This window comes from Novosphingobium sp. NBM11 (genome assembly GCF_015390225.1).
Lineage (GTDB): Bacteria > Pseudomonadota > Alphaproteobacteria > Sphingomonadales > Sphingomonadaceae > Novosphingobium.
Window position 1 is genome coordinate 2,940,674 of the sequence record NZ_VUOG01000001.1, and the last position, 23,677, is coordinate 2,964,350.

Annotated in this window: 23 protein-coding genes; 10 read left to right on the forward strand and 13 right to left on the reverse strand. The window is 65.1% G+C overall.

Annotated features, from left to right (window positions below; all coding sequences use genetic code 11):
• The first annotated feature begins 30 nt into the window (after positions 1 to 30).
• The 4 genes from F1640_RS14255 (at position 31) to F1640_RS14270 (ending at position 4,768) form a co-directional block, all read left to right on the forward strand.
• Positions 31 to 975 (forward strand): Gfo/Idh/MocA family oxidoreductase, encoded by a 945-nt coding sequence (locus F1640_RS14255; protein WP_124807792.1) that lies wholly within the window; start codon positions 31 to 33, stop codon positions 973 to 975.
• Between the two features lie 133 nt (positions 976 to 1,108).
• Positions 1,109 to 1,897 carry a CmcJ/NvfI family oxidoreductase gene (locus F1640_RS14260; RefSeq protein ID WP_194919776.1) on the forward strand — a complete coding sequence of 263 codons (789 nt, stop codon included), beginning with the start codon at positions 1,109 to 1,111 and terminating at the stop codon, positions 1,895 to 1,897.
• Between the two features lie 454 nt (positions 1,898 to 2,351).
• The gene (locus F1640_RS14265) at positions 2,352 to 3,836 is read left to right on the forward strand and encodes a carotenoid oxygenase family protein (RefSeq protein ID WP_194919778.1); all 1,485 of its coding nucleotides are present in this window, start codon (positions 2,352 to 2,354) and stop codon (positions 3,834 to 3,836) included.
• Positions 3,833 to 4,768 (forward strand): NAD(P)H-binding protein, encoded by a 936-nt coding sequence (locus F1640_RS14270; RefSeq protein WP_194919780.1) that lies wholly within the window; start codon positions 3,833 to 3,835, stop codon positions 4,766 to 4,768. The genes F1640_RS14265 and F1640_RS14270 overlap by 4 nt, the downstream gene beginning before the upstream one ends.
• Before the next feature lie 9 nt (positions 4,769 to 4,777).
• On the opposite strand, the gene F1640_RS14275 is transcribed toward F1640_RS14270, so the two are convergent.
• Together F1640_RS14275 and F1640_RS14280 are read right to left on the reverse strand one after the other, a co-directional pair.
• Positions 4,778 to 5,659: a dienelactone hydrolase family protein gene (locus F1640_RS14275; RefSeq protein WP_194919782.1), complete on the reverse strand. Its 882-nt coding sequence runs from the start codon at positions 5,657 to 5,659 to the stop codon at positions 4,778 to 4,780.
• 71 nt (positions 5,660 to 5,730) lie between these two features.
• Positions 5,731 to 6,669, reverse strand: coding sequence for an SDR family oxidoreductase (locus F1640_RS14280; RefSeq protein WP_194919784.1), 939 nt, complete (start codon positions 6,667 to 6,669; stop codon positions 5,731 to 5,733).
• A 75-nt stretch (positions 6,670 to 6,744) separates the two neighbouring features.
• Between F1640_RS14280 and F1640_RS14285 the strand changes: the two genes are divergently transcribed.
• Complete coding sequence (locus tag F1640_RS14285; protein ID WP_194919786.1) at positions 6,745 to 7,440, forward strand: nuclear transport factor 2 family protein; 696 nt, start codon at positions 6,745 to 6,747, stop codon at positions 7,438 to 7,440.
• A 19-nt stretch (positions 7,441 to 7,459) separates the two neighbouring features.
• Here the strand turns inward: F1640_RS14285 and F1640_RS14290 are convergent, their stop codons facing one another.
• The gene (locus tag F1640_RS14290) at positions 7,460 to 7,951 is read right to left on the reverse strand and encodes a MarR family winged helix-turn-helix transcriptional regulator (protein ID WP_194919788.1); all 492 of its coding nucleotides are present in this window, start codon (positions 7,949 to 7,951) and stop codon (positions 7,460 to 7,462) included.
• A 194-nt stretch (positions 7,952 to 8,145) separates the two neighbouring features.
• Here F1640_RS14290 and F1640_RS14295 point away from each other — a divergent pair, with 194 nt between their 5' ends.
• Positions 8,146 to 10,542 (forward strand): TonB-dependent receptor, encoded by a 2,397-nt coding sequence (locus F1640_RS14295; protein ID WP_124807784.1) that lies wholly within the window; start codon positions 8,146 to 8,148, stop codon positions 10,540 to 10,542.
• Positions 10,543 to 10,660: 118 nt separating this feature from the next.
• Here the strand turns inward: F1640_RS14295 and trxC are convergent, their stop codons facing one another.
• Positions 10,661 to 11,098: a thioredoxin TrxC gene (gene trxC / locus F1640_RS14300; protein WP_124807783.1), complete on the reverse strand. Its 438-nt coding sequence runs from the start codon at positions 11,096 to 11,098 to the stop codon at positions 10,661 to 10,663.
• Positions 11,099 to 11,119: 21 nt separating this feature from the next.
• Positions 11,120 to 11,467 (reverse strand): carboxymuconolactone decarboxylase family protein, encoded by a 348-nt coding sequence (locus F1640_RS14305; protein WP_124807782.1) that lies wholly within the window; start codon positions 11,465 to 11,467, stop codon positions 11,120 to 11,122.
• A 125-nt stretch (positions 11,468 to 11,592) separates the two neighbouring features.
• Here F1640_RS14305 and F1640_RS14310 point away from each other — a divergent pair, with 125 nt between their 5' ends.
• Positions 11,593 to 11,928 carry a rhodanese-like domain-containing protein gene (locus F1640_RS14310; protein ID WP_194919790.1) on the forward strand — a complete coding sequence of 112 codons (336 nt, stop codon included), beginning with the start codon at positions 11,593 to 11,595 and terminating at the stop codon, positions 11,926 to 11,928.
• Positions 11,929 to 11,984: 56 nt separating this feature from the next.
• On the opposite strand, the gene F1640_RS14315 is transcribed toward F1640_RS14310, so the two are convergent.
• Together F1640_RS14315 and F1640_RS14320 are read right to left on the reverse strand one after the other, a co-directional pair.
• Positions 11,985 to 12,413, reverse strand: coding sequence for an EF-hand domain-containing protein (locus F1640_RS14315; protein ID WP_194919792.1), 429 nt, complete (start codon positions 12,411 to 12,413; stop codon positions 11,985 to 11,987).
• 78 nt (positions 12,414 to 12,491) lie between these two features.
• Complete coding sequence (locus tag F1640_RS14320) at positions 12,492 to 13,007, reverse strand: hypothetical protein (RefSeq protein ID WP_125954816.1); 516 nt, start codon at positions 13,005 to 13,007, stop codon at positions 12,492 to 12,494.
• 190 nt (positions 13,008 to 13,197) lie between these two features.
• Between F1640_RS14320 and F1640_RS14325 the strand changes: the two genes are divergently transcribed.
• Together F1640_RS14325 and F1640_RS14330 are read left to right on the forward strand one after the other, a co-directional pair.
• The gene (locus F1640_RS14325) at positions 13,198 to 13,923 is read left to right on the forward strand and encodes a response regulator (protein WP_194919794.1); all 726 of its coding nucleotides are present in this window, start codon (positions 13,198 to 13,200) and stop codon (positions 13,921 to 13,923) included.
• Positions 13,924 to 13,928: 5 nt separating this feature from the next.
• On the forward strand, positions 13,929 to 15,209 hold the full coding sequence (locus F1640_RS14330) for an ATP-binding protein (RefSeq protein WP_309229267.1): 1,281 nt from the start codon (positions 13,929 to 13,931) through the stop codon (positions 15,207 to 15,209).
• Between the two features lie 454 nt (positions 15,210 to 15,663).
• Here F1640_RS14330 and F1640_RS14335 read toward each other — a convergent pair whose 3' ends face one another.
• From F1640_RS14335 to F1640_RS14355, 5 genes are all read right to left on the reverse strand, one after another.
• Positions 15,664 to 16,494, reverse strand: a complete 831-nt coding sequence (locus tag F1640_RS14335; protein WP_206694859.1) for an alpha/beta fold hydrolase — start codon at positions 16,492 to 16,494, stop codon at positions 15,664 to 15,666.
• Between the two features lie 286 nt (positions 16,495 to 16,780).
• A complete protein-coding gene (locus F1640_RS14340; protein WP_125954819.1) occupies positions 16,781 to 17,326 on the reverse strand; it encodes a carboxymuconolactone decarboxylase family protein in 546 nt (181 codons plus the stop codon).
• A gap of 347 nt (positions 17,327 to 17,673) precedes the next feature.
• A complete protein-coding gene (locus F1640_RS14345) occupies positions 17,674 to 18,519 on the reverse strand; it encodes an aldo/keto reductase (protein WP_206694688.1) in 846 nt (281 codons plus the stop codon).
• 11 nt (positions 18,520 to 18,530) lie between these two features.
• The gene (locus tag F1640_RS14350) at positions 18,531 to 20,009 is read right to left on the reverse strand and encodes an aldehyde dehydrogenase family protein (RefSeq protein ID WP_309229268.1); all 1,479 of its coding nucleotides are present in this window, start codon (positions 20,007 to 20,009) and stop codon (positions 18,531 to 18,533) included.
• A 74-nt stretch (positions 20,010 to 20,083) separates the two neighbouring features.
• Positions 20,084 to 20,473 carry a response regulator transcription factor gene (locus tag F1640_RS14355; RefSeq protein ID WP_194919801.1) on the reverse strand — a complete coding sequence of 130 codons (390 nt, stop codon included), beginning with the start codon at positions 20,471 to 20,473 and terminating at the stop codon, positions 20,084 to 20,086.
• Positions 20,474 to 20,689: 216 nt separating this feature from the next.
• Between F1640_RS14355 and F1640_RS14360 the strand changes: the two genes are divergently transcribed.
• On the forward strand, positions 20,690 to 21,346 hold the full coding sequence (locus F1640_RS14360) for a response regulator transcription factor (RefSeq protein ID WP_124807877.1): 657 nt from the start codon (positions 20,690 to 20,692) through the stop codon (positions 21,344 to 21,346).
• Positions 21,347 to 21,409: 63 nt separating this feature from the next.
• On the opposite strand, the gene F1640_RS14365 is transcribed toward F1640_RS14360, so the two are convergent.
• Positions 21,410 to 23,617 (reverse strand): TonB-dependent receptor, encoded by a 2,208-nt coding sequence (locus F1640_RS14365; protein WP_194919802.1) that lies wholly within the window; start codon positions 23,615 to 23,617, stop codon positions 21,410 to 21,412.
• Positions 23,618 to 23,677 lie beyond the last annotated feature (60 nt).

A 23,677-nucleotide genomic window follows, 5' to 3' on the forward strand; every position in this document is an offset into this window, starting at 1 on the left:
CGCCCGGTCTTTTTTGAAGGAACTGACCCCATGCGTATCGCCCTCGCAGGCGCCGGCGCGTTCGGCGAAAAGCACCTCGATGGCCTGAAGAACATCGATGGCGTCGAAATCGTCTCGATCATCAGCCGGACCGGCGAACAGGCCGCCGCTGTTGCCGCCAAGTATGGCGCGAAGCATTCGTCCACCGAACTGGAAGACGCCTTGGCGCGCGACGACGTGGACGCCGTGATCCTGTGCACGCCCACCCAGATGCACGCATCGCAGGCCATCGCCTGCATGAAGGCGGGCAAGCACGTGCAGGTGGAAATTCCGCTGGCCGATAGCTGGGCGGATTCGCAGGACGTGCTGCGCGTGCAGGAGGAAACCGGCAAGGTCTGCATGGTCGGCCACACCCGCCGCTTCAATCCCAGCCACCAGTTCGTGCACAACCGGATCAAGGCGGGCGAGTTCAACGTCCAGCAGATGGACGTGCAGACCTATTTCTTCCGCCGCAAGAACATCAACGCCAAGGGCGAGCCGCGTTCGTGGACCGACCACCTGCTGTGGCACCACGCCGCGCACACGGTGGACCTGTTCGCCTATCAGGCGGGCAAGATCGTCAAGGCCAACGCGGTGGAAGGCCCGATCCATCCGGAGCTGGGCATCGCCATGGACATGTCGATCCAGCTCAAGAGCGAAAGCGGTGCGATCTGCACGCTGTCGCTATCGTTCAACAACGACGGGCCGCTGGGCACCTTCTTCCGCTATATCGGCGATACCGCGACCTATATCGCGCGTTACGACGATCTGGTGAACGGCAAGGAAGAGCCGATCGACGTATCGAAGGTCGCGGTCAGCATGAACGGCATCGAACTGCAGGACCGCGAATTCGTCAGCGCGATCCGCGAAGGCCGCGATCCCAACAGCTCGGTGGCCAAGGTGTTCGATTGCTACCGCGTGCTGGGCGAACTGGAGCAGCAGCTCGCGCAGGGCTGATTCTCCTACCGTTTCCTGGAAGGCTCGCTTCGCCGGTTGGTGAAGCGGGCCTTTCTGTTTGCAATGCTAACAATTGTGGTCTTTTCTCCGGTTGGCCCGCGGGCAACGGCGGGCGCAGGAGAAGGATGCAGTGATGGAAGCGCTCATCGCCTATTCGGGCCGCCGCTTCGCCCGACCGCGCTACTATGCCAACGCGCATGAGCGGGATGAGGTGGATATCGCCCCGGTGCCCATGCCGATGCACGATGCGCGCGCTGGGGGAACCGCGATCGATCGTGAGGGATTCCAGCTCGTCGCCCATCGCAGCGCCGTTTCCGATTTCGCGGACCGCGAACAGGTCGTTTCACTGCATATGCACGAGATCGCGGAGCTAGTTCGCGGGGTGACCGGGGCGGATCATGTCCACGTCGGCAGCCCCGGCCTGCTGCGCTTCAGCGAACGGTCGGGTCGGGCGGGCAGCCTCAACAATTCCATGCCGGCGCGCTTCGCGCATATCGACATTTCGGACGGGACCGCCGCGCTGTTCGGCGAACGCGGTGCTGCGGGCAGGCCGTTCGCGCGCTGCGCGCACTACAACGTATGGCGCGCGATTTCTCCCCCGCCGCAGGACGTGCCGCTGGCCCTGTGCGATGCCCGCACGCTGGCACGGGATGACCTGATCGAAGCCGATGCCGTGTTCGATGAGGAGGGCAAGCCGGAATGGTCGTTCGAAGGGCTGGTCGTCGCGCACAATGCCGCGCATCGCTGGCACTATTTCCCCGCGCTGACGCGCGATGAGGCGATCCTGTTCAAGACCAACGATACCGACGAGGGCAGGGCGCATCACGTTCCCCACGTGGCGTTCGACCTGCCCGATTGCCCGCCCGACGCGCCGCCCCGCGTCAGCATCGAAATGCGCGCGACGGCCTGGTGGTGGGCGTGATCCCGTCCGCTGGTGGTGCAATTGCGGCGCCCCGTGGCGCCCCCTTTGCAACAATGATTGCACCGCGCCGCTTAGAAGGCTATTTTCCCGGAAACGCTCGCTTGCCGACAAGCGTCAAAGCCAGGAGTCGCAGCCCGTTTCGTTTGAAGTCCGGACCCTGTTGATCACGCCCCACTTCACATCGCTGTACGAGCCGTTCGCCAGCGCCGGGTGTTTCAGGAAGGACTTCTGAACGGTTGGAGAGGAGGCCGATTTACCCGCTCAGCGGGAAGGCAGCTTCCAGGACCGTCGTCGCTTTCGCGGCGGCGGTCCTTTCCGTTTTGGCGCGGACGAAAAGCGCGAATGCTGCAGTTCCGCCCATTGCCAATCGTGGCGAGCGCCGTTGCGGAATCGGTTGGCATCGCCCGTTTCACCCTGTAAGGAGAAATAATAACAATTGTTAGGATGAGGATCGATGGGCGCTTTCCCGCAGACTCCGTATTTCACCGGCCTGAACGAGCCGGTTGGCCAGGAGGTCGAATTGAAGGGGCTGACGGTGGAGGGTGCGCTGCCGGCCGAAGTGCGCGGCAGCTTCTTCCGCGCGGTTCCCGACCCGGCCTATCCGCCCAAGTTCGCCAGCGATCACACGCTGTCGGGCGATGGCATGGTCAGCCGCCTGTCGTTCAACGCGGACGGCACGGCGGACTTCGCCATCCGCTTCGTGGAAACGGCGCGGCACAAGGCGGAAAAGGAATTGGGCCGGGCGCGCTTCGGCAAGTACCGCAATCCCTTTACCGATGACGAGGACGTGCGCGGGATCGACCGCACGGTCGCCAACACCACGCCGGTCTGGCACGCCGGCCGTCTGCTGATGGCGAAGGAGGATGGGCGCCCCTATCGCGTCGATCCCGCAACGCTCGAAACCATCGGTTCGCATGACTTCGATGGCGCGCTGAAGTCCGAGACGATGACCGCGCATGTGCGGATCGACGCGAGTACCGGCGAGCTGTTCTTCTATGGCTACGAGGCGGATGGCCTCGCCTCGAAGAAAGTCGCCTACTGCATCGTCGGCCCCGATGGCGTGCTGAAGTCCGAACAGTGGTTCGATGCGCCGTACTGCGCGATGATGCACGATTTCACGATCAGCGAGAACTATGCGCTGTTCCCGATCTATCCGACGACCGCCGATCTCGAGCGCATCCAGGCCGGGGGCGAACACTGGCACCACGAACCGGAACTCGCTTCCTGGCTGGGCGTGATGCCGCGCTATGGCAACGTATCGGAAATCCGGTGGTTCAAGGGGCCGAAGGGGTGCCACTCCTACCACATGATGAACGCGTGGGAGGATGAGAGCGGGCTGCTGCACTTCGATGCGTGCCTCAACAACACCAACGCCTTTGCCTTCATCCGCGAACCATCGGGCATCTTCATGGCGTCGCAGGAGGTCCGGGGCGCGCTGACTCGCTGGACCGTTGATCCCACCGCGGAGGGTGGCGACGTCACCGAAACGATCATCGGCCCTCCCGGCGATTTCCCGGTGATCCCCGCCGCGAAGCAGGGGCGCCGCTATGGCCATGGCTGGATGCTGTCGATGAATCCGGACCTGCAGGGACCGCCGCTTTTCGCCGGGCCGGTAGGCGTCAGCTTCAACCTGCTGGTGCGCCTGGACGGGATGGACACGGGCGCGCCGCACGTCTCGCAGGCGCTGCCCCTGCCGCCGCAGGCCGGCTATAACGAGCCGGTACACGTGCCGGCGAAGGACCCGGCGCATGACGGCTGGCTGGTCATGATCGTGGACCGGCAGGTCGGCGACAACAGCTTCGTGCACGAGGCCTGGGTGGTCGATGCCGGCAACCTCGCGGCGGGGCCCGTGGCGAAAGTGGCGATCCCCGCCCGGCTGCGCCCGCAGGTGCATGGCTGGTGGGTGCCGCAGGCGCAACTGGACGCGGCGACGGCGTGACGCGCATCGTCATCACCGGCGCTTCCGGCAACTATGGGCGAGGGGTGACAGACCGGCTGATCGCACAAGGGCGCGGGGCCGATCTGATCCTGATCACGCGCAAGCCGGAAAAGCTGGCGCACCGCGTGGCGCAAGGCTGCACGGTGCGTTATGGCGATTTCGACCTGCCGGAGACGCTGGCCGGCGCAGTGGTCGGGGCGGACCGGATGCTGCTGATCAGCGGCACGCGGGTAGGCGCGCGGGTGGAGCAGCACCGGGCGGCGATCGCGGCGGCGGCATCGGCCGGCGTGCGGCAGATCGTCTATACCAGCTTCGTCGGCATCGACGATCCGGCCAACCCGGCCGAAGTGCGGCACGATCATATCGAGACCGAACGGCTCATTCGCGCCTCGGGCTGCGGCTGGACCATGCTGCGCGACGCACACTATGCCGATGCGATGGTGCTGATGGCAGGGCCGGGCGTGATGCAGACCGGCACGTGGATCAGCAATGCCGGCGAGGGGCGCGAGGCGATGGTCTGGCGGGAAGATTGCATCGATTGCGCGGTCGCCGTGCTGACGGGCGAGGGCCACGAAGGCCGCACCTATGACATTACCGGACCGGAATTGCAGAGCTTCCGCGACGTGGCGGCGCTGATGGCAAAGGCCACCGGGCAGCCGTTGACTTATGAGCCGGTGGATGACGAGGCGCAGTACGCGATCTTTGACGCCATGGGCATTCCGCGCCGGCCCGTCGATGACCAGTCCGTCAACGGCATTCCGTGGAACAGCGATGACATGGTCTCGTTCGGCCGGGCGATCCGCGAAGGGTTCCTGGAAATCCGCTCCGACCACGTCGAGCGGCTGACGGGGCGCAAACCCCGCTCAACCGGCCAGATGATCGCGGAAAATGCGGAAATGCTGCGCGAGGCGGCGCGCAGCATTTCCGCCTGACAGGCCCTCTCAGAGATACTGCTTGTACAGCGCGAGCATGCGACCCCAGGCCTTCTCGGCCTGCGCCTTGTCGTAGATCGGCGCATCGATCGTGCACCAGCCGTGCTGGGCGGGATAGACCTCGATTTCCGCAGGCCGCTTCGCCGCGTCGGCCGCTTCGCGCAACCGCACCTTGTCGTCTGGCGCGCGGGCGTCATCGTTCTGCGCGATCGCGAAGAGGTAGGCCGCCTGCGTCTGCGCAAGCAGCTTGTGCGGGCTGTCGGGCGTGTCGTTGACCAAGCTGGCGCCGTGGAACGAAGCCGCCGCGCCGACCCGTGCGGGATTGGCCAGCGCGGTGCGGACGGTGAACGGCCCGCCCATGCAATAGCCGCAGGTGCCGATCTTCCGGCTGGTATCCACTTCCGCCTGCCCATCCAGCCAGGCGACGAAGGCAGCCGCATCGCGCACGGTACCCGCCGGAGTGATCGCCGCGATCATCGGCGCCAGCTTCTGCTGTCCTTCGGGCGATCGCCATTCCGACAGGCTGTTGAGAATGGGCGCCGGGCTGGAGCGATAGTAGTGGTTGACCACGAGCACGGCATAGCCGGCCGCGGCCAGCCGCGTGCCCATGGTCTTGTAGGCATCGCGCAGGCCGGCGATGTCGGGCCACAGGATCACGGCGGGATGCTTGCCGCCTTCGGGGTGGACGAAGAAGGCGTCGGCCTTGCCATCGGGCGTGGTGATCGTCACCGCGCGGCTGGCCGTCCTGATGCCGCCCGCGCCATCATGCGTCTGGGCCATGCAGCCGGGAACGATCGCCATCGCCGCCGCGCCCGCGCCCAGGGCGGTGAATTGCCGGCGGTTCAGCGCCAGCCAGCTTTCGTTATCGGCTTCCGTATCCTGATCGCACATCGTCTTCTCTCCGCGAAATCCCCGCCGATCGGAAGGATAGCGGCGAAGCCGCGCGGCGCAACCGATGGCCTTCAGGTGAGATCGGAAAGACCGATGATCCGGCCGGCCTTTGCCGCCTTGTTTGCCGCGCGGCGCAGGCGTTCGATTTCGAGCCGGGCGGGCGGCGCTTCCTCGTTGGGCAGGGCGTTCACGCTGTCCCGGAATATTTCCTCGAAATCCTCGCGGAACTCCGGATGCGTAAGGATCAGCGCCCTGTCTTCGACCACGCCCGCGAACACCTTGCGGCCGACTTCGTACGGGTCCATGCCGGCTTCGAAAGCCGTCCCGAACTGCTCCAGTTCGGCTCGGGCAACGGGGGCAAAGCCGCTATCGGCGAAAGTGTCGGGGCGCTTGAGCGCCGAATCCCATGCGTTGGTCCGGGTCAGCGCGGGGCAGCACAGCGAACAGCCGATGCCGTGGGGCGCTAGGTTGTAGCGCAGCGATTCGGTCAGGCCGCGCACGGCGAACTTGCTGGCGGTGTAGATGCCGGCTTGCGGCCCCGGCAGGAAGGCCGCCATCGAGGCGATGTTGACGACGTGACGCGGTCCCTCGGCCGCCTTGATCTTGGGCAGGAAGCTAACCAGTCCGTTAACCACGCCGCCGAAATTGACGCCCATGATCCAGTCGTAGTCGGCATAGCTCGCCTCGTCGGTGGGGCCGAACACGCTGACACCGGCGTTGTTCACCAGCACGTGCACCGCGCCGAAATGCCTTTCCACGGCCTCGGCCGCTTCGGCGAAGCCGGCGCGGTCGGTTACATCCAGCGGCACGAACAGCGGCTGTTCCCGCCCTTTATCGGCAAACCAGCGCGCGGTCAGTTCGCGATGGGCCTCGTTGCGATAGCTAAGCGCCAGCCGCAAGCCGGCATCGCTGAGCGCCTGCGCCACGCCAAGGCCGATCCCCGTGACGCCACCCGTTACGAACGCGACCTGGCCGGACCATTCCGAACCGTCTTTTTGGGCAAGCGCCATGTTTTCCTCTCGCAATGGTTCCATCGATTGTTATTGTTAGTGTTACATACAAAGATCGAAATTGGGAGAGTTGAAATGACGGATGTTGCTGCCCGCCTGGAGGCGCTGGAAAGCCGTGTGGGCTTGCTGGAGGACGTCAACGCCATCCGCCGCCTGCACTGGGCCTATGGCTATTACATCGACTTCAACCGCGCCGACGACGTGGCAGAGCTTTTTGCCGAGGACGGCGAGGTGATCTTCCTTTCGGGCATCTACCGGGGGCGGGAAGGCGCGCGTCGGCTCTATGGCACGTGGTTCCGCAGCCTGTTCCTTGCGCCGGGCGAGGAAGCGCCGGCCTATGGTTTCCTGCTCGATCATTTCCAGATGCAGGACATCATTACCGTCGCGCCGGACCGGCAGACCGCGAAGGGCCGGTTCCGTGCCGTGCTGTTTGGCGGCAGCCATGAAACGCGCGCCTTCAAGCCGCAGGGTTTGCCGCTCCAGTTCATGGAAGCGGGGATCTACGAGAACGATTACGTGCGCGAAGATGGTGTTTGGAAGATCAAGCGGCTGGACTACATGATGCAGTGGCAGGGCGAATACGAAGCCGGCTGGTCGAAGACCACCGCGCATCTCCAGCCCTTGACCGAATGCTATCCCGAAAATCCGTTTGGCCCCGATGAAATCCGCAGCGCGGAAATCCGCCAGACATGGCCACACCGCCATGATGTGCCGATGCACTTTGCGCATCCCCGGTTCGGTGCGGTGCTGGCCAGCAAGGCGACATCATGACCGACCTTGGGTGCGATCGTCAGGCGGGACTGTGACGGTCCATCCAGCCCGGAATACGCGCCAGCACGGCCTGCATGGCCCGGCCGAAAGCCATGCGCTCCGCCTTGTCGAGATCGACGAACAGGGCGCCGCCGACTTTCTCCATGGCGGGCAGGGTGCTGGCGAAAGTCGCCCGTCCTTGCGCGCTCAGCCGGAAAGGCTTTCGGCGGCGGTTCGCCGGATCGCTGCCGAGTTCGACAAGGCCGCGTTCCAGCAGGCTGGCCAGCGCGCGGCTGACATTCATGGGGGGCACTCCCATGATTTCGGACAGGTCGTGCCCCGCCAGTTCGCCTTCGCCGCCCAGCGCGAGAATAACGCGCAGATCGTTGGAACTGAGCGCGAGCGGCTCCGCTACGCCATCGCGCATCGGGCCGGCGATGAAGGTGGCCAGCTTCAGCAGGTCGATCAGCAGGGCCACGTTGTCGGTGCCGCCGGTCTGCGGATCGGGCGTGGCGGAAGCCTTGGAAGTCATGGCGTTGCCTATCGCCGCACCGGGCGCGAACGGCAAGAGGCGGCAGCCAGGCGGGTGGTGGTTTTGTGACTTTTGTGCATCAGCGCCGTTTTTGCGGCGACATGGTGCAGGAAGCGCTTGCCACGGGTAAGTTTGTATGCCTAACTAACAATTAGCAAGGCTGTCCCGTAGAGGATACTAACAGGAGAGGGGATATGGCAATCGCCAACCGTACTGCAGGAATCGTGCGTCTTTTTTCCGCGGGAAGTGCCGCGGCGCTGGCGTTTGGTCTCGCCATGCCAGCCTTCGCGCAGGAAGCGGCGCAGGCGCAATCAACATCCGATGAAGCCGCCGCGTCGCGTGAAATCGTGGTGACGGCGCAGTTCCGTTCGCAACGCCTGCAAGACACGCCGTTGTCGATCACGGCGGTTGATTCCAAGCTGCTGGAAGCTCGCAACCAAACCGATATTTCGCAGATCGCGGCCCAGGCGCCCAACGTACAGCTCACGCAGATGGGCGGGGCCTTCGGATCGTCGATGGCAGCCTACATTCGCGGCATCGGCCAGTATGACTTCAACCCCGCCTACGAACCGGGCGTCGGCATCTACGTCGATGACGTCTATTTCGCGACCCTGACCGGCAGCGTCATGGACTTGCTGGACCTGGATCGCGTGGAAGTGCTGCGTGGTCCGCAGGGAACGCTGACGGGCCGGAACTCCATCGGTGGCGCGATCAAGTTGTTCTCGGCCAAGCCCGCCGCGGAAAACAGCGGATCGGTCGAGGCGGCCTATGGTTCCCGCAACCGCATCGATTTGCGCGGAAGTGCCAATTTCAAGCTTGCCGAGGGGCTCTATGCCCGCGTTTCCGGGGTGTTCAAGCGCCAGGACGGCTATGTCAGTCAGATTGACTATGGCTGCGCGAAGCCGGGCAATGCCCTCGGTATCGCCGGCAATGCCTCCACGCCGTCGAACTGCGTTGTCGCCAAGCTTGGCGAGAAGAACTATTCGGGTCTGCGCGGGTCACTGCGTTACAATCCCAACGACACGATCGACTGGACGGTGACCGGGGATTACACCTACGAAAACCGCACCAATGCGGCGGGTGTGCTGTCCTATTCCAACCCGGCGAAATCGGACGGGATCGATTTTACCTGCGGCCGCTATTGCACCTATGCCAGTTTCTACCTTCCGGCTGGCGGGCAGGCCGCGCAAGCCTATACCATGCCCAACACCACGAAGTTCACGGGCTGGGGCGTTTCCAGCAATCTGAACATTTCGCTGAACGATTCGCTGAAGATCCAGTCGATCACGGCCTATCGTAAATATCGCGAACAGTTTGGCACCGATGACGATTACACGCCCGATCCGCTCATTGGCGGCGCCGGCTTCAACGATCTGCGCTTCCGCTTCTTCAGCCAGGAGCTGCGCCTTAACGGCAAGATCGGCGATATGGTCGACTGGACCCTGGGTGGCTATTACAACGACCAGCAGTCGATCTACTTCACCCGGCAGGACATCCGCTATATCGGCCACGGCGCGCCGCCGCTGTTCCTGCAGTTCCTGGGCAACGACCCGGTCAACGCCAACAGCAAGGCGGCGTTCGGTACGGTCATCGTCCGGCCCGTCGAAGGGCTGACGATCACCGGTGGTCTGCGCTACACCAAGGAGCACAAGGATTACACCTTCGTTCGCAAGAACTGGAGCGGCGGTCCGCTGGTCGATATCTTCGGTGTCGGCGCGCTGGATGGTTCGGTTGCCAAGTACGATGGCCACAAGGTCGACTGGCGTATTTCGGTCGACTATCGCTTCAGCCCGCAAGTGCTGGCCTATGCGACCGTCAGCACCGGTTTCAAGGGCGGTGGCGTGACCGCGCGCCCGTTCACCAAGGCGCAGGCGAAGAATGGCACCTTCACGCCGGAAACGCTGACCGCTTACGAAGGCGGCCTGAAGACCGATTTGTTCGACCGCAAGCTGCGCCTGAACCTTTCCGGCTTCTACAACGACTACAAGAATATCCAGCTGCCGATCGGCGACTGTTCGCTGCTTGATGGCTTTGCCGTGGGGACCGATCCGTTCCCCTGCGCGGCGATCCAGAACGCGGGTGACGGGCATATGGCGGGCGCCGAGGCCGAACTGAGCGCAAGCCCGATCCCCGGTCTCGATATCGATGGTTCGCTCAGCTATATCGACGGTTCGTGGTCGCGCATCGGGCCGACGGTGGGCGGATCGATCCGTCTGGCCGATCCGATCACCACGCCGAAGTGGCGGTGGAGCCTTGGCGTGCAGTACCGCGCCGATCTCGGTTCTTCCGGTTCCATCACGCCGCGCATCGACCTGTCGCATGTGGGCAAGCAGACGATCGGGCGCCTCGCGCTGGGCGGCGGTAACTTCGGGCCGCTGGATTACAACCCGTCCTACACGCTGGCCAATGCTCGCATCACCTGGCGGAACGCAAACGAGGATCTGTCGATTTCGGTGGAAGCGCAGAACCTGTTCGACAAGTATTACTACCTGCCGTTGCGGTTCCAGGCGCTCGCGTCGTCCGCCGGCACGGCCTATTCGAACGTCGGCCGGCCACGCGAATTCGCGGTGACGGTGAACAAGAAGTTCTGATCTTCCCCGGCGCACGAACGCCAGCGAAGGGGCGACCGGCAACGGTCGCCCCTTTTGCGTGGGTTGAGGGCTCGCTTGTGATGCGTTGGGGCGAAGAGTTGGGGCAGGGCGGCAACGATCAGGGGCGTTGCGCCCAGGCGGCGATGCGGCGTGCGTCCATCGCTCCGGAGATGCGGTCCACCTCGCGCCCGCCGGAAAACAGGATCATCGTCGGGATCGAACGGATGCCATAGCGCGCGGCCAGTGCCTGTTCGCGTTCGGTATCGACCTTCAGCAACCGTACCGAGGGTTCGAGTGCCTGCGCGGCCGAGGCGAAGGCCGGCGCCATCATCTTGCACGGACCGCACCATTCGGCCCAGAAATCGACCAGCACCGGCAACGTGCCTTTGCCCACGTGCCGGTCGAATGCGGCCAGCGTGGCGTTCACCGGCTGGCCGGTGAACAGCGGCGCCTTGCATTTGCCGCAGGTGGGATGCTGCGTCAGCCGCCCCTGCGGCACGCGGTTGGCCGCCGCACACCGGGGGCAGATGACGATTGCGGCATCGGTCGGGGACATACGGTTCGTCCGTTCTGGCAATCAGCCCTTTGCCGCGAACTGGTCATAGGCCTCGACCGCCTGCGCGGCATACATCAGGCTGGGGCCTGCCCCCATGTAGAGAGCCATGCCCATGGTTTCCATGACCTCTTCGCGCGTCGCGCCGTGCTTCACCGCCGCCTGGGCGTGAAAGGCGACGCAGCCGTCGCAGCGGATCGCCACGGCGATGGCCAGCGCGATCAGCTCCTTGGTCCTGCTATCCAGCGCGCCGGCGTCGGTAGCGGCCTTGGCCATCGCCGAAAACGCCTTCATCACCTCCGGCGTGCCAAGCCGCACTTCCTTGATCGCACCGGAGAGTTCGGTTGCCATCGCTGGCCAATCCTTGTGCATCGTCGCGCTCCTTCATCGATAGCTCGTTGTAAATTACAATTGACTTATATAATGTAATTACAATATTAGCAACATCAATTGTGAGGGCGCCGCAAATCGCCCTCCGGACTCGGAAGGGACGACGAATGGTCTTTGGTTTCGGAAAGCCCCGGCATGCGGAAATCGGCGCGACCGAACTCGCGGCGCTGCTGGACGATGGCAAGGCGATGGTGGTGGATGTGCGCGAGGCGGACGAGTTCGCTGCCGGTCATATTCCCGGTGCGGTCAACATGCCGCTGTCAACGTTTCAGGCTTCGCGTCTGCCCGATGCGGGCGGAAAGAAGCTGGTGCTGAATTGCCTTGGGGGCAAGCGTTCGGCCATGGCGCTCGACAGATGCGCGGTGGCGCAGGCCGCCGTCGATACACATCTTGCCGGCGGTTTCAACGCGTGGGCTTCGGCCGGATTGCCGATCAAGCGCTGATCGATCCGGCCGAACGTCTGGCAGCAAGGGGGCGTTTCGGGAATGCAGGCGGCGGCTCAGCCGGCCTTGCGGGCCTTCAACGCCCGCATCTCCTGCGCGCTGACCACGCCGTCGCGGTTGGTATCTGCGGCCTCGAAGGCAGGGGCGGGGCCGTCGACAAATTCGGTGCGGCTGATCCGTCCATCGTCATTGCGGTCGTAGACCTGGCGCAGCTTGACCAGACGATCGGAGTCCCACCGGCTGCGCATCAGCGCGGGCAGGTCATCGCGCGAGAAAGCGCCGTCGCCGTTGCGATCCATGCGTTGCCACTGGCTGACCCGCCATGCGCCCAGTTCGGCGCGGCTGATCGCACCATCCCCGTTGGCATCGGCTTCGCGCAGGCGATCGGCGGCGCCTTCGGGCAGCGCGGTCGCGCGGGCAGGGGTGGCATGGGCGAGGGTGGGGATCATGGACAGCGCGGCCAGCGCGATCGAAAGGGCTCTCATACGCTTTTCCTTTTGGCGACGGGAAAGGCGCGGGAAGCCGGAAGCTCCCCGCGCCGGACGGATACGGAAGCGCCGGGATCAGCGGCAGGGGATCGTGGCGCCAGAGGCATCGGTGCAGGTGCCGGAATGGACGGGTTTGCCCGTGGTGGGATCGATCGTGGTCGAACCCGAATAGGAATTGCCGGTCGTGGCGCTCGTCGCCTGGGTAGAGCGGCTGCCATTCCAGGTGCCGTCGGCGGAGCGGGTGAAGCTGCCCGCGCTGCTGGCGGACCCGCGCGCACCGCTGGCGGCGGCCTGTCCGCTGCGCGTTACGGTGCCGTCGGGCGAAACGGACGTGGACGAACCGCGATAGCCGCGGCTGCCGTTGGCGCCCCGGAACGCGCTGCCGCTGGCGTGCGTCACCGTGCCGTCGGACGACTGATAGGTGCCGTGGGCGCGTCCGGCGATGCCGCGTGGCCCGGCGACGCCGGTGGCCGCGCCGTTGGCGCCGCGAACGCGCACCATACCCTGCCTTGCCTCGGCGGCGGTGGCACCGGCAAGCAGGGTCGTGGCGGCGAGCATGGCGATCATCGTGTTCATGGTCTTGCGCATCATGGTCTGGTTTCCTTTGCGTGAAAATGAACGCCGTTGACTGGCGATGGCGAGGAAATGGCAAGGCGATGTGTCATGACAATGCCGACGAAGCGCGATGATGCGGCAAGGCGTGACACGCACGACGCGCTGTCACCATTTGTCACAGCTTGCGCGCTGGCGGCGGCCCGGCGGGAATGGCACAAGGCGGGGCATGAGCCACCGTTCGCCCCGCGTGCTTGTTGTCGACGACGATTCTGAACTGCGCGCGCTGCTGCAGCGTTTCCTGTCGGAGCATGGCTATGCCGTGCGCGCGGTGGACGGGGGCAAGGCGATGGACGCGGCGCTGCAACGCGAGCCGGCCGACGTCATCGTGCTCGATCTGATGATGCCGGGCGAGGATGGCCTGGCGGTGGTGCGCCGGCTGCGGGCTGCGGGCGATGCGACGCCGGTGATCATGCTCACCGCGCGCGGCGATCCGATCGACCGCGTGCTGGGGCTGGAGATGGGCGCCGACGATTACCTCGCCAAGCCGTTCCTGCCGCGCGAACTGGTAGCGCGGCTGGCCGCTATTTTGCGCCGGTTGGGGCCGGAGCGGACCATGACGCGTGACGAGGAGCGAGAGATCGGTCCGTTCCGCATCAACTTCTGCGCGATGACGGTCAGCCGCGATGGTGCGGTGCTGCCGTTGTCCTCGCGCGAATACGCGCTGTTCGCAGCACTGGCGCGCAGCGCCGGGCGGCCGCTCAGCCGGGCGCAACTGATCGAACGCGCGCTGGGCCGTGATGCGGAAGTGACCGACCGGGCCATCGACGTGCAGATCGTGCGCCTGCGCCGCGCGATCGGCGACGACGCGGCCGATCCGCGCCATGTGCGAACGGTATGGGGCGTCGGCTATGTGTTGACGGACGGGATGGCCGACCGGACGGCGGGGGGCTGAGGCGCGTGTTCCGGCGGCTGTTCCATCGCAACGTGGCGCTGCTGGTGGCGGTGGTGCTGGCGGGGCAACTGCTTGCCGGCTTTCTCGTCATGACGCTGGTGATCCGCCCGCAAGTGATCCGCGTCGCCGCCGTCACCGCTGACATGGTCACCGCGCTGTCGCAGGCGATGCGCGAAATGGACCCGGCTCGCCAGGCGGCGCTGATCGACGGGATCAACCGCGCGGGCAGCATGGCGGTGCGCCCGGCGGCGGACGTACCTTCGGACGGACCGCGCTTTCCCACGATGGTCGAGCGGCAGTTCACGCTGACGCTCGCCTCGCGCCTGCACATGCAGGACGAACTCGTCTGGCGCACCGATACGGGTGGGCGGCTATGGTTCCTGCTGCGCATGGGGCAGCGCGATTACTGGGTCAGCATCACGCCACCGCGCCAGCGTGGTGCGCTGGCCAGCCTGATGCTCGCCTCGTTCGTGGCGTTCGTGATTGCGATCGCCTGCGGACTGGCGTTGCAGCGCCGGATCGACCGGCCGCTGCGACAACTGGCGCAAAGCGTCGATGGCTACCGCGCCGATGGAGCCCAGCCGCCTCTCGACGTCTCCGGTCCGGAGGAAGTGGCCGCCGTGGCGGGGGCGCTCAACCGCATGACCGCGCGGATCGCGGGTCAGGAAGCCGAGCGGGCGCTGATGCTGGCAGGGGTCAGCCATGACTTGCGCACGCCGTTGACGCGGCTGCGCCTCTCGCTGGAAATGCTGCGCGGGCAGGACGAGGAGCTGGAGGAAACCGCGCTGCGGCAGGTTGACCGGATTGAGGCGATGCTGACCCAGTTCCTCGATTTCGGGCGGGGTTTCGAGAACGAGGCGCAGGTGCCGACCGACGTGGCCGGGCTGCTGGCGCGCGCGGTGGCGGATGCCGGGCTGGTGGGCACGGTCACGCCCGATGTCGCACCCGGGCTGACCTTCGCGCTGCGGCCGCAGGCGGTGGCGCGGGCCGTGGGCAACCTGCTGTCGAACGCGGCGCGTCACGGCGTGGCGCCGGTCATGATGAGCGCTGCGGAGCAAGCGGGGGCGTTGCGGATCACGGTCAGCGATGCCGGCGCCGGCATCGCGCCGACCGCGGGCGAACAGATGCTGCGCCCCTTCGCCCGCGGCGATAGCGCGCGTGGCGGCGAGGGGACCGGGCTGGGCCTTGCCATCGTCAGCCGCGTGGCTGCCGCGCATGACGGCAAGGTTACGTTCGGCCGCCGCAACGGCCGCTTCGCGGTAACGCTGCTGCTGCGCTCCGCCTGACCGAGGACATGATCGCGTTCGCGCAATTATGCGCGCGAGCAGGTTTGTGGTCCTTGCGATGGATGAAGGAGGAGCAGCACCTCGGTATGGTTCGGCAAGGCATCGTATATACTTCCGCGTGATAGCCTCCGCGCCGAAACTAACGCACCATCATGGCATCGATCCGGAACCGATGCAGTGCCAACTCTCCCGATCCCGCTATTGGCACTCCCAGGGCCTGATGTGGTCCCAACCTTGCCGGGCGGCCCCGAAGCTCCCCCCCTCCTGGGGGCCGCCCGGCATTTTCCATCTCCGAGATCGGATTTCGAACGGGCCAGTATCGCCACCGAACGGCTGGAGCGCGACTTCGCCGCACGAAGGCATTTTACCTCAGGCCAAAGCGCGCCGCGTGCGCGCGAAAAAGCCGCCCTCATGATGAGAGCGGCCTTTCCTGCGCAGTGTTCCGGTTTCGGGATCAGGCCTTGATAAAGGCCAGCATATCGGGATTGAGCACATCGGCGTGAACCGTCAGCATGCCGTGCGGAAAGCCCGGGTACACCTTTAGCTGGCCCTTGCGCAGCAACTTGATGGCAAGCTGCGCGGAATCCGCGATCGGGACAATCTGATCGTCATCGCCGTGCAGCACGAGCGTGGGAACGGCGATTGCCTGCAGGTCCTTGGTAAAATCGGTTTCCGAAAATGCCTCGATGCAATCGTAGTGCGCCTTGGCGCCGCCGATCATGCCTTGCCGCCACCAGTTCTGGATCGTGCCGGGATAGATTTTGGCCCCCGGGCGGTTGAAGCCGTAGAACGGGCCACTCGCCACATCGAGGTAGAACTGCGCGCGGTTGGCTGCAAGCGCGGTGCGAAATCCGTCGAATACCGACATCGGGGTGCCGCCGGGGTTCTTGGCAGACTGCACCATAATCGGCGGGACGGCCCCGACGAGAATGGCCTTGGCAACGCGTCCTGGCTTGGCGCGGGCGACGTAGCGCGCCGCTTCCCCGCCGCCGGTCGAATGACCGATATGCACAGCGTTGCGCAGATCCAGGTGATCAGTCAGCGCGATGACATCGGCCACGTAAGTGTCCATGTCGTTACCCGTATCGGTCTGGGTGGAGCGGCCGTGGCCGCGGCGGTCATGGGCGATCACCCGATAGCCCTGCGCCAGGAAGTAGAGCATCTGGGCGTCCCAGTCGTCCGCACTGAGCGGCCAGCCGTGGTGAAACACAATCGGCTGCGCGCCTTTCGGGCCCCAGTCCTTGAAGAAGATTTCCGTGCCGTCTGCGACCTTGATCGTTCCCATGGTCATGTGTCCTTTTGATGCGGCGTCGTGGAGTACGGCCGCCATTGCGGGATCAGGAAATAGCGCGAGCCCGAGTGAGAGGGCTGCCCCGCCTACCACCTGGCGACGGGAGAGTTCGAAATCGGATTGGCTCATGACGCGTCAGCCTTCGTGTTCCGTTGGAGCAAGTGCCGCGGCGGCGGCGTCCGCTGCGTGTAAACGAACCACACGATGCAGCCGCAGCGCAATCACACGCGAGTATAGGGCGGCTTTCGCCGTTCGTCCGCCGCCCTGGCCATGTACCTTTTCAGGCGGCTGCGCTGGCGGTGATCGCCGGAAAGTCGACGTCGGTCTGCGCCACGTTGTTGATGAGATTGGTGAGGAAGTTCTTGGCGACGTTGGCCACGATCTCCAGGATCTGGGCATCACCATAACCCGCTGCGCGCAGTTGCGCCAGGTCGTCATCGCCAACCTTGCCGCGCGTTTCCGCGACACGCCGGGCGAAATGCAGCGCGGCGGCAAGCTTGTCGTCCGCTGCCTCCCCGCGCTTTGCTGCCGCGATATCGGCCTCCGAGAGACGGGCGAAGGTGTGCCCGGTATAGGTATGGGCGGCGGTGCAGTATTCGCACCCGTTGACGGCCGCCGTGGCAAGGGCGATCCCTTCGCGGGTCTTCAGATCGAGCGTCTTGCCGAGCGCACCGTCGAAGGCGCCGTGGGCGGCAAGGACGGCCGGGCTGTTGGCCAGCACGGCAAAGAAGTTCGGGGTGAAGCCGAGCTGCTTGTGCACGGCATCGAGCGTCGGCTGGGCGGCTGCAGGGGCTTGGTCACGGCTGGTGATGGCAATGCGGGACATCTTCATTCTCCGTTGTGGGGAAGGTGGGTGGCCGGGGCGGTTTAGCGCCCCGGCTGGTGGAACTGTTCGGCCAAGGGTGTGGCCGATGCCGGATGTCCGCCGGTGATCAAAATGGTGTTGCCGGCCGGGTCCATGGGCCTTGTTCCCGAATGTGGTGGCGCTGGGTTTACACCGCAGCAGGTCCGAACAGGGCCAGTCTGAACCGAACTGCAGGGGTGGAACAGGCCTGCGATGGTTTGTCTTTCCCGTCCCTTGGTAGGGGGAGCAGGCTGTAAGAAGCCTCTTCTGGAAAACGCGACGGCTTTCAGCCTCGCGGCTTGCGGCAACGCCAGTAATGGGTCCTTACCTTAGCGGTAAGTGGCCTCAAGCTTGGCGAACTCGTCATCGCTCAGCACGATATGCAGTGCCCGAGCATTTTCTTCGAGGTGCGCTACGCTCCCGGTGCCCGGGATGGGCAAGATGACGGGACTGCGACGCAGCAGCCAGGCGAGGGCAATTTGGCCCGGCGTCGCCGCATGTGCCTGCGCGATAACGGCAAGGGCGGAGCCCGGCCCGGTCAGCGCCCCTGCCGCGAGCGGAAACCATGGAATGAATCCAATCGCGTGGCGCGTGCAGTAATCCAGCACACTTTCGCTCGAGCGATCGGAAAGATTGAAGCGGTTCTGCACGGTCGCGACCGGAAAGACCCGTTGCGCCGCCTCGATCTCCGCAACTGTTACCTGACTGAGCCCGGCATGGCGGATGATCCCTTCGTCGATCATGGCACGAACGGCGCCAAACTGCTCGTCACGCGGTACGCTGGGATCAATCCGGTGCAGTTGCCACAGATCGATCTGCTCTACGCCAAGATGCGTCAGGCTCCTGCGCGCCTGGGCGATGAGATAGTCGGGATCGCCGTGCGGCATCCACGCATCGGGGCCGGGCCTGCGGAGCCCGGCCTTGGTGGCGATGTGCATGCCGGGGGCGTAAGGATGCAGGGCTTCACGGATCAGCGGTTCGGAAACATCCGGCCCGTAACTGTCCGCCGTATCGATCAGGTTGATGCCCAGTTCGGGCACCCGGCGGAGCGTGGCGAGGGCTGCTTCCCGGTCGGTGGGCTGCCCCCATATGCCTGGCCCGGTGAGACGCATGGCGCCGAAGCCTAGCCGGTTTACCTCAAGTTCGCCGCCGATCCGAAACGTTGTGTTGTCCATCGCCGATCCCCTCATTCCGCCAGAATGGCGTTGAGAACACGCAACTGGGTGACGTCTTCCATGCCCGGAAGGCCGTTCTGGAGACCTATGCCCGATTGCTTGGCGCCGCCGAACGGAACGTCCAGGGGCAGTGCCATGTGCTGGTTCACCCAGATGGTGCCGGTCTGGATGCGGCTGGCCACGGCCATGGCCCGGTCGGTGTCTGTACCCCAGATGGTGCCGCCCAACCCGAAGTCGCTGGCGTTGGCCGCGGCCACCGCTTCGTCCACATGCTCGTAGGCCAGGACCGGGAGAACCGGGCCGAACTGTTCCTCCCGAACCAGCCGCGCCTGCTCGGGCAGACCGGTGACGATTGCCGGGCGGATGAAGTAGCCCTGACCGGTGGCGTCGCCGCCGGTCAGGAATCGGCCGCCCTGCGCGCGGGCGGACGCGATCACGTCCAGCACCTTGTCGAACTGCATGCGGTTTTGCAGCGGACCCATGGTGGTGGAAGGGTCCATGCCATCGCCCAGAACCGCCGCAGCGGCCCGTTCGGCAAGGGCCGCTGCGAGATCGGCTGCATGTCGGCGCGGGGCGTAGACGCGCTTGGTGGCAAAGCAGACCTGGCCTGCATTGATGAAGGCTGCGGCAAAGATGCGGTCTGCAACCTTGGCGATGTCGGCGTCGTCCAGCACGATGGCTGCGTCGTTGCCGCCGAGTTCCAGGGTAAAGCGCTTCAGCGTGTCGGCGGCCGACGCCAGCACCTTTTTGCCGGTCGGCGTCGAGCCGGTGAAGCTGACGTGGGCGACGTCGGGATGGCTGGTCAGCAGAGGGCCGAGGTCATTGGCATCCACCAGGGTCTGGAAGACGCCGGCGGGGAAAATTTCGGCAGCCAGCTGGCCGAGGAGAAGGGTTGAAAGCGGCGTGGTGGGGGCGGGCTTGGCGATCACCGTGTTCCCGGTAATCAGCGCTGGCCCAAGCTTGAACGAGAGCAGCGTCATCGGCCGGTTCCACGGCATGATAGCGACCAGCACCCCATGCGCGTAGCGTTGTTCGACGATGCGCTGTCCGGGAGTTTCGAGCAGCACGCGATCGGCCAGAGACTGCGTGGCGAAGTGGGCGATGGCATCGCGCGCGCGGCCCACCTCGAAGCGGCAATCTGCAATCGGGCCGCCGCGTTCACGGGTCAGGGTTGCTGCAATGGAATCGAGGTTGGCGGTGATCGCCTCGGCAAACCGTTCAAGGTACGGCCTGCGGCCTTCGTAACCCAAGGCTTCCCAGGCGGGTTGAGCGCGCTTGGCGGCCTGTATGGCAGCTTCGGCCTGAGCGGCACTGGCGCGCGGCGACTGCGCGAAGGGCTGGGCCATCGTTGGATCGATGACGTTGATGGTATCGGTGCCGTCGACCAGTGCGCCGTCGATCAGGAGGTGGTAAGGCATGGGGCAATTCCTTGGTGGCGCCGCCGTTGGCGACGGGACGTCTTGGTCGCCACCATGATCGGGTGCCGGCATTCGGCACAGCTCTACCGTGGTATGCCCTGCTGCGCGCAAAGTCTCCGTGGCTGCCGCTGCGCGCGGGCGACGCTTCACATCATCCCGTTGCGAATGGATTTGATCGCGGCAACAAGCTGCTGGGGATTGAAAGGCTTGCGCAGGAAAAGGCGCACGCCGGCATTCCGGGCCTGCCGTTCGATCACCGGCGTGGCAAACGCGGTGATCATGATCATGGGCATTCCAAAATCCCGCAGCGCATCGATCAGATCGAGTCCGGTCAGACCTGGCATCTGGAAGTCGGTGATGACGCAGAAGAAACTCGAGACATCGGCAGATTTAAGGAAATCGGTAGCCGACTTGAACGAAGCCGTGAGATAGCCGTGACTTTCCAGCATCCCTTCCAAAGCCTCACGCACGTCATCGTCATCGTCGACAATTCCGATTAGGGCCGGCATTTTCGGGGAAGGCCCAGGCACCAACATTGTCCTCTCGTTCGGGGCTGCTTGGCATTGCCAGGCCGGTGTTGCCGCTGGTGGTCATCGGCTACTTTGCAGCCAATTGATAGCAGTGTTGCGGCTGCATAGCTCTTGTTCTGTGGCGTCCCATACCGAGGTATGGGGCGCGGCGGCTGGCACTGCGGGCAAAGTCGATGTAGATTGGCGTCGCAATACAAGGCCGATCGGCCGGAAAGGCGATCCATGGCTACGGTCAGGGCAGCTCTCGTGCAGGAAGCATCGGCCCAGTTCACATCGCGGCAGCCGCTTGTCCTCGTCGTGGATGATGATCCCGACGTGCGCGCAAGCCTGCAGGACATGTTCGAATCCGTGAGCCTTGAAACGGCCGTGTTCGAATCCACCGCGGAGATGCTGCAGCATGGCATACCCGATCGGCCATGCTGCCTTGTGCTGGATTTGCGGCTGCCGGGCACCGGCGGACTCGAATTCCAGGCGCAGCTGCGGGAGATGAACCAGTTCGTGCCGATCGTGTTCATCACCGGTCACGCCGATGTCGCCACCTCCGTCAGGGCGATGAAGGCCGGCGCGATCGACTTCCTGCCCAAGCCCTTTCGTCAGCAGGAACTGCTCGACGTGGTGTCTCATGCGCTGCGGACCGAAGGTGAAAAGCACAGGGATGGCGGAGAGCGAAACACCGTGCGGCGGCTGGGCGAAAGCCTGACCCCGCGCGAAACGGATGTCTTGCGCGGGGTTGCGCGCGGCTTGCTCAACAAGCAAATCGCCTATGAACTCGGCATCACCGAAATCACGGTGAAGATGCATCGCTCAAGCGCGGGGCGCAAACTCAAGTCGATTTCGGTCGCCGATATGCTGCGCAAGATCGACCTGCTCGGCATCTAGGCGGACGCTGCCGATGGGTGGCACGGGTGCTTGGCCCTGCCGTGCCGGTAAGGGCTCCTGACCCTAAAGACGGAAGCCGAACTCCAACCCGAACGTGCGGGGCGGGGCCATGTTGCCGAGCGCACGGCTCGCGTCGAGATCGCCGGTGATGGAGATATTGGTGAATGCGCGCGTGTTCGTGAGATTGTCGACGAACGCGGTGGCCTGCCAGCGCCCATGCGCGGGGATCCACGTCGCGCGGGCTTTCAACCACCACCAGGCAGCCTGAGTGGCCCGCGCATCGCGAAAGGCGGTGAACCAGATCCGGTCCTGCCAGCTGGCATCGCCGCGCAGCCGCAGGATGGCGCCGCCACGCAGCGCAAAATCCCGTTCGGCATAGCCCAGTACGCGCCAGCGCGGCGCCTGGGGCAGCGGGTTTCCGGCAAGGTCTTGCGTGCCGAGGCCGGGCTGTTTGGTGTTGATGGTGGCGTAGCGCGAAAAGCGCGCGTTCAGCCAGGTCGCCTGCGCTGCGAACCGGAACTGCGGCCCGCTCGCGCCGCGCAGGCCCAGTTCCACGCCGTCGACCCTTGCGTTTGCCGCGTTGCGGATGAGCACGGAATTCGCGTCGACATCCTGCACCTGAAGGTCGCGGTAATCGTAGCGAAAGGCACTCGCTTCGATGTTCCAGTTCGGGCCGGCAAACCTGGCACCCAATTCATAGGACCAGATCTTTTCCGGGGCATACGGCGTGTTCTGCGCAGAGCCCAGGTTGAACCCGCCTGCCTTGTAGCCGCGCGTGGCCGAGGCGAAGATATGGCTGCGCCCCGAAAGCCTGTGGTCGATCACGGCCTTTGGTGTGAAGGACCGGAAATCGGCCGGAGCAAGAACCGAATTGTTCAGGGTCTGGAGGCCGGTGAAATCGAGCAGATTGCTCCCCTGGCGGCGTTCGCGCGTCCAGCGTCCGCCAACGGTGACTGTGGTGCGAGGCAGGATCGCGCCGCCAACCTCGCCAAACAGCGCGTCGGCAAGGGTGCGCTGGTTGCCGTTGGCGCGCAGCAGGCAGCAGTCGGCACTGCCCGTGCCGCCCAGCAGCGTAACGAGGTAAGGGAAGAAGTACTCGTTGCGAACCGCATTGTGTTCGATGTAGTGCGAGGCGCCGAGCCAGTAAGTGAGCGTGGCCGAAGGCGCCGAGCGCAGCGCCAGGTCAATGCTCCATTGCCGGGCGTTTTCTTCCTTGTACTGGGTTTCGCCCAGCACGGTGCTGTTCGACAGATCGTCGAGGTTTTTCGGATGCGTCTGGCGATAGGCTGCCGTCGCGCTCAATATGGTGCCCCCCAGATCAAGCTCGGCCCGGGCCATCAGGCCCCAGTTCAGCGGCCGGTTGAACGGCAGCACGGACGAGGCGATGGTGCGCGCTCCGACCGGGCCGACGATGCCTTGCGCAAGGCGCGCGAGGAAGACGGGATTGTTGCCATAACCCGGCCCGGCAAAGTGGAACACCACGGCGCGGTCATCAGCCCGGCTGACATCGGCGGAGAGGGCAAGTTTCAGATTGCTGCGGGCCTGCCAGTCCAGCCGCAGGCGGGCGCTCTGGTCGTGCTGGTCCTCGGCGCGATCAACGCGGTCCTTGCCGCTTGCATCGCGTCCGGTAATCAGCCGGGTGTAGCCGGCGTGATTGCTGCTCCCCACCGAAAAGCGCATTGCCAGTCTGTCGGTCAGCGGGCCGGCAATGCTGGCGAAGGCATCGGCGCGGGCATAGTTGCCGAACGCCACGCGCCCGTCGGCCTGCCAGTCCTGCGCGGGGCCGCGGCTCACCAGATTGATCGCGCCCCCCGTGGCGTTGCGGCCATAGAGCGTGCCTTGCGGGCCTTTGAGGATTTCTATCCGGTCGAGATCGAACATCGCCGATGCCGCTGCGCTCGGCCTGCCAAGATAGACTCCATCGAGATTGACCGCGATGCTGCTGTCAAATCCGCCCAGGAAGGTGACCGCGCCGATCCCGCGCACGAAGATCTGGCTCTCGCCCTGATAGGCGGAAATCTGGAGGCTGGGTTCGATCATCGCCAGATCGGCAAACGAGCGGACCGAACGGGCCTGCAACTGCTGCCCGGTCAGAACGGTCAGGCTGGCGGGCACGGCGTCTGCGGGCAGCGGGCGGCGCAAGGCTGTCACGACGATGTGGGAGGTATCCGTCGCGGTAGCGCTACTGCCGGGATCGGTGGCGGATGCTGCCGAAGGCGCCGCGAAGAAGGCTGCGACGAACAAGCACGCGCCGAGAATCGTGTGCCGCATTCCGGGGTTTCTATCGGTAAATCGGTCGTACTGCCATGGTCGTTCCAATGGGCCGCGATG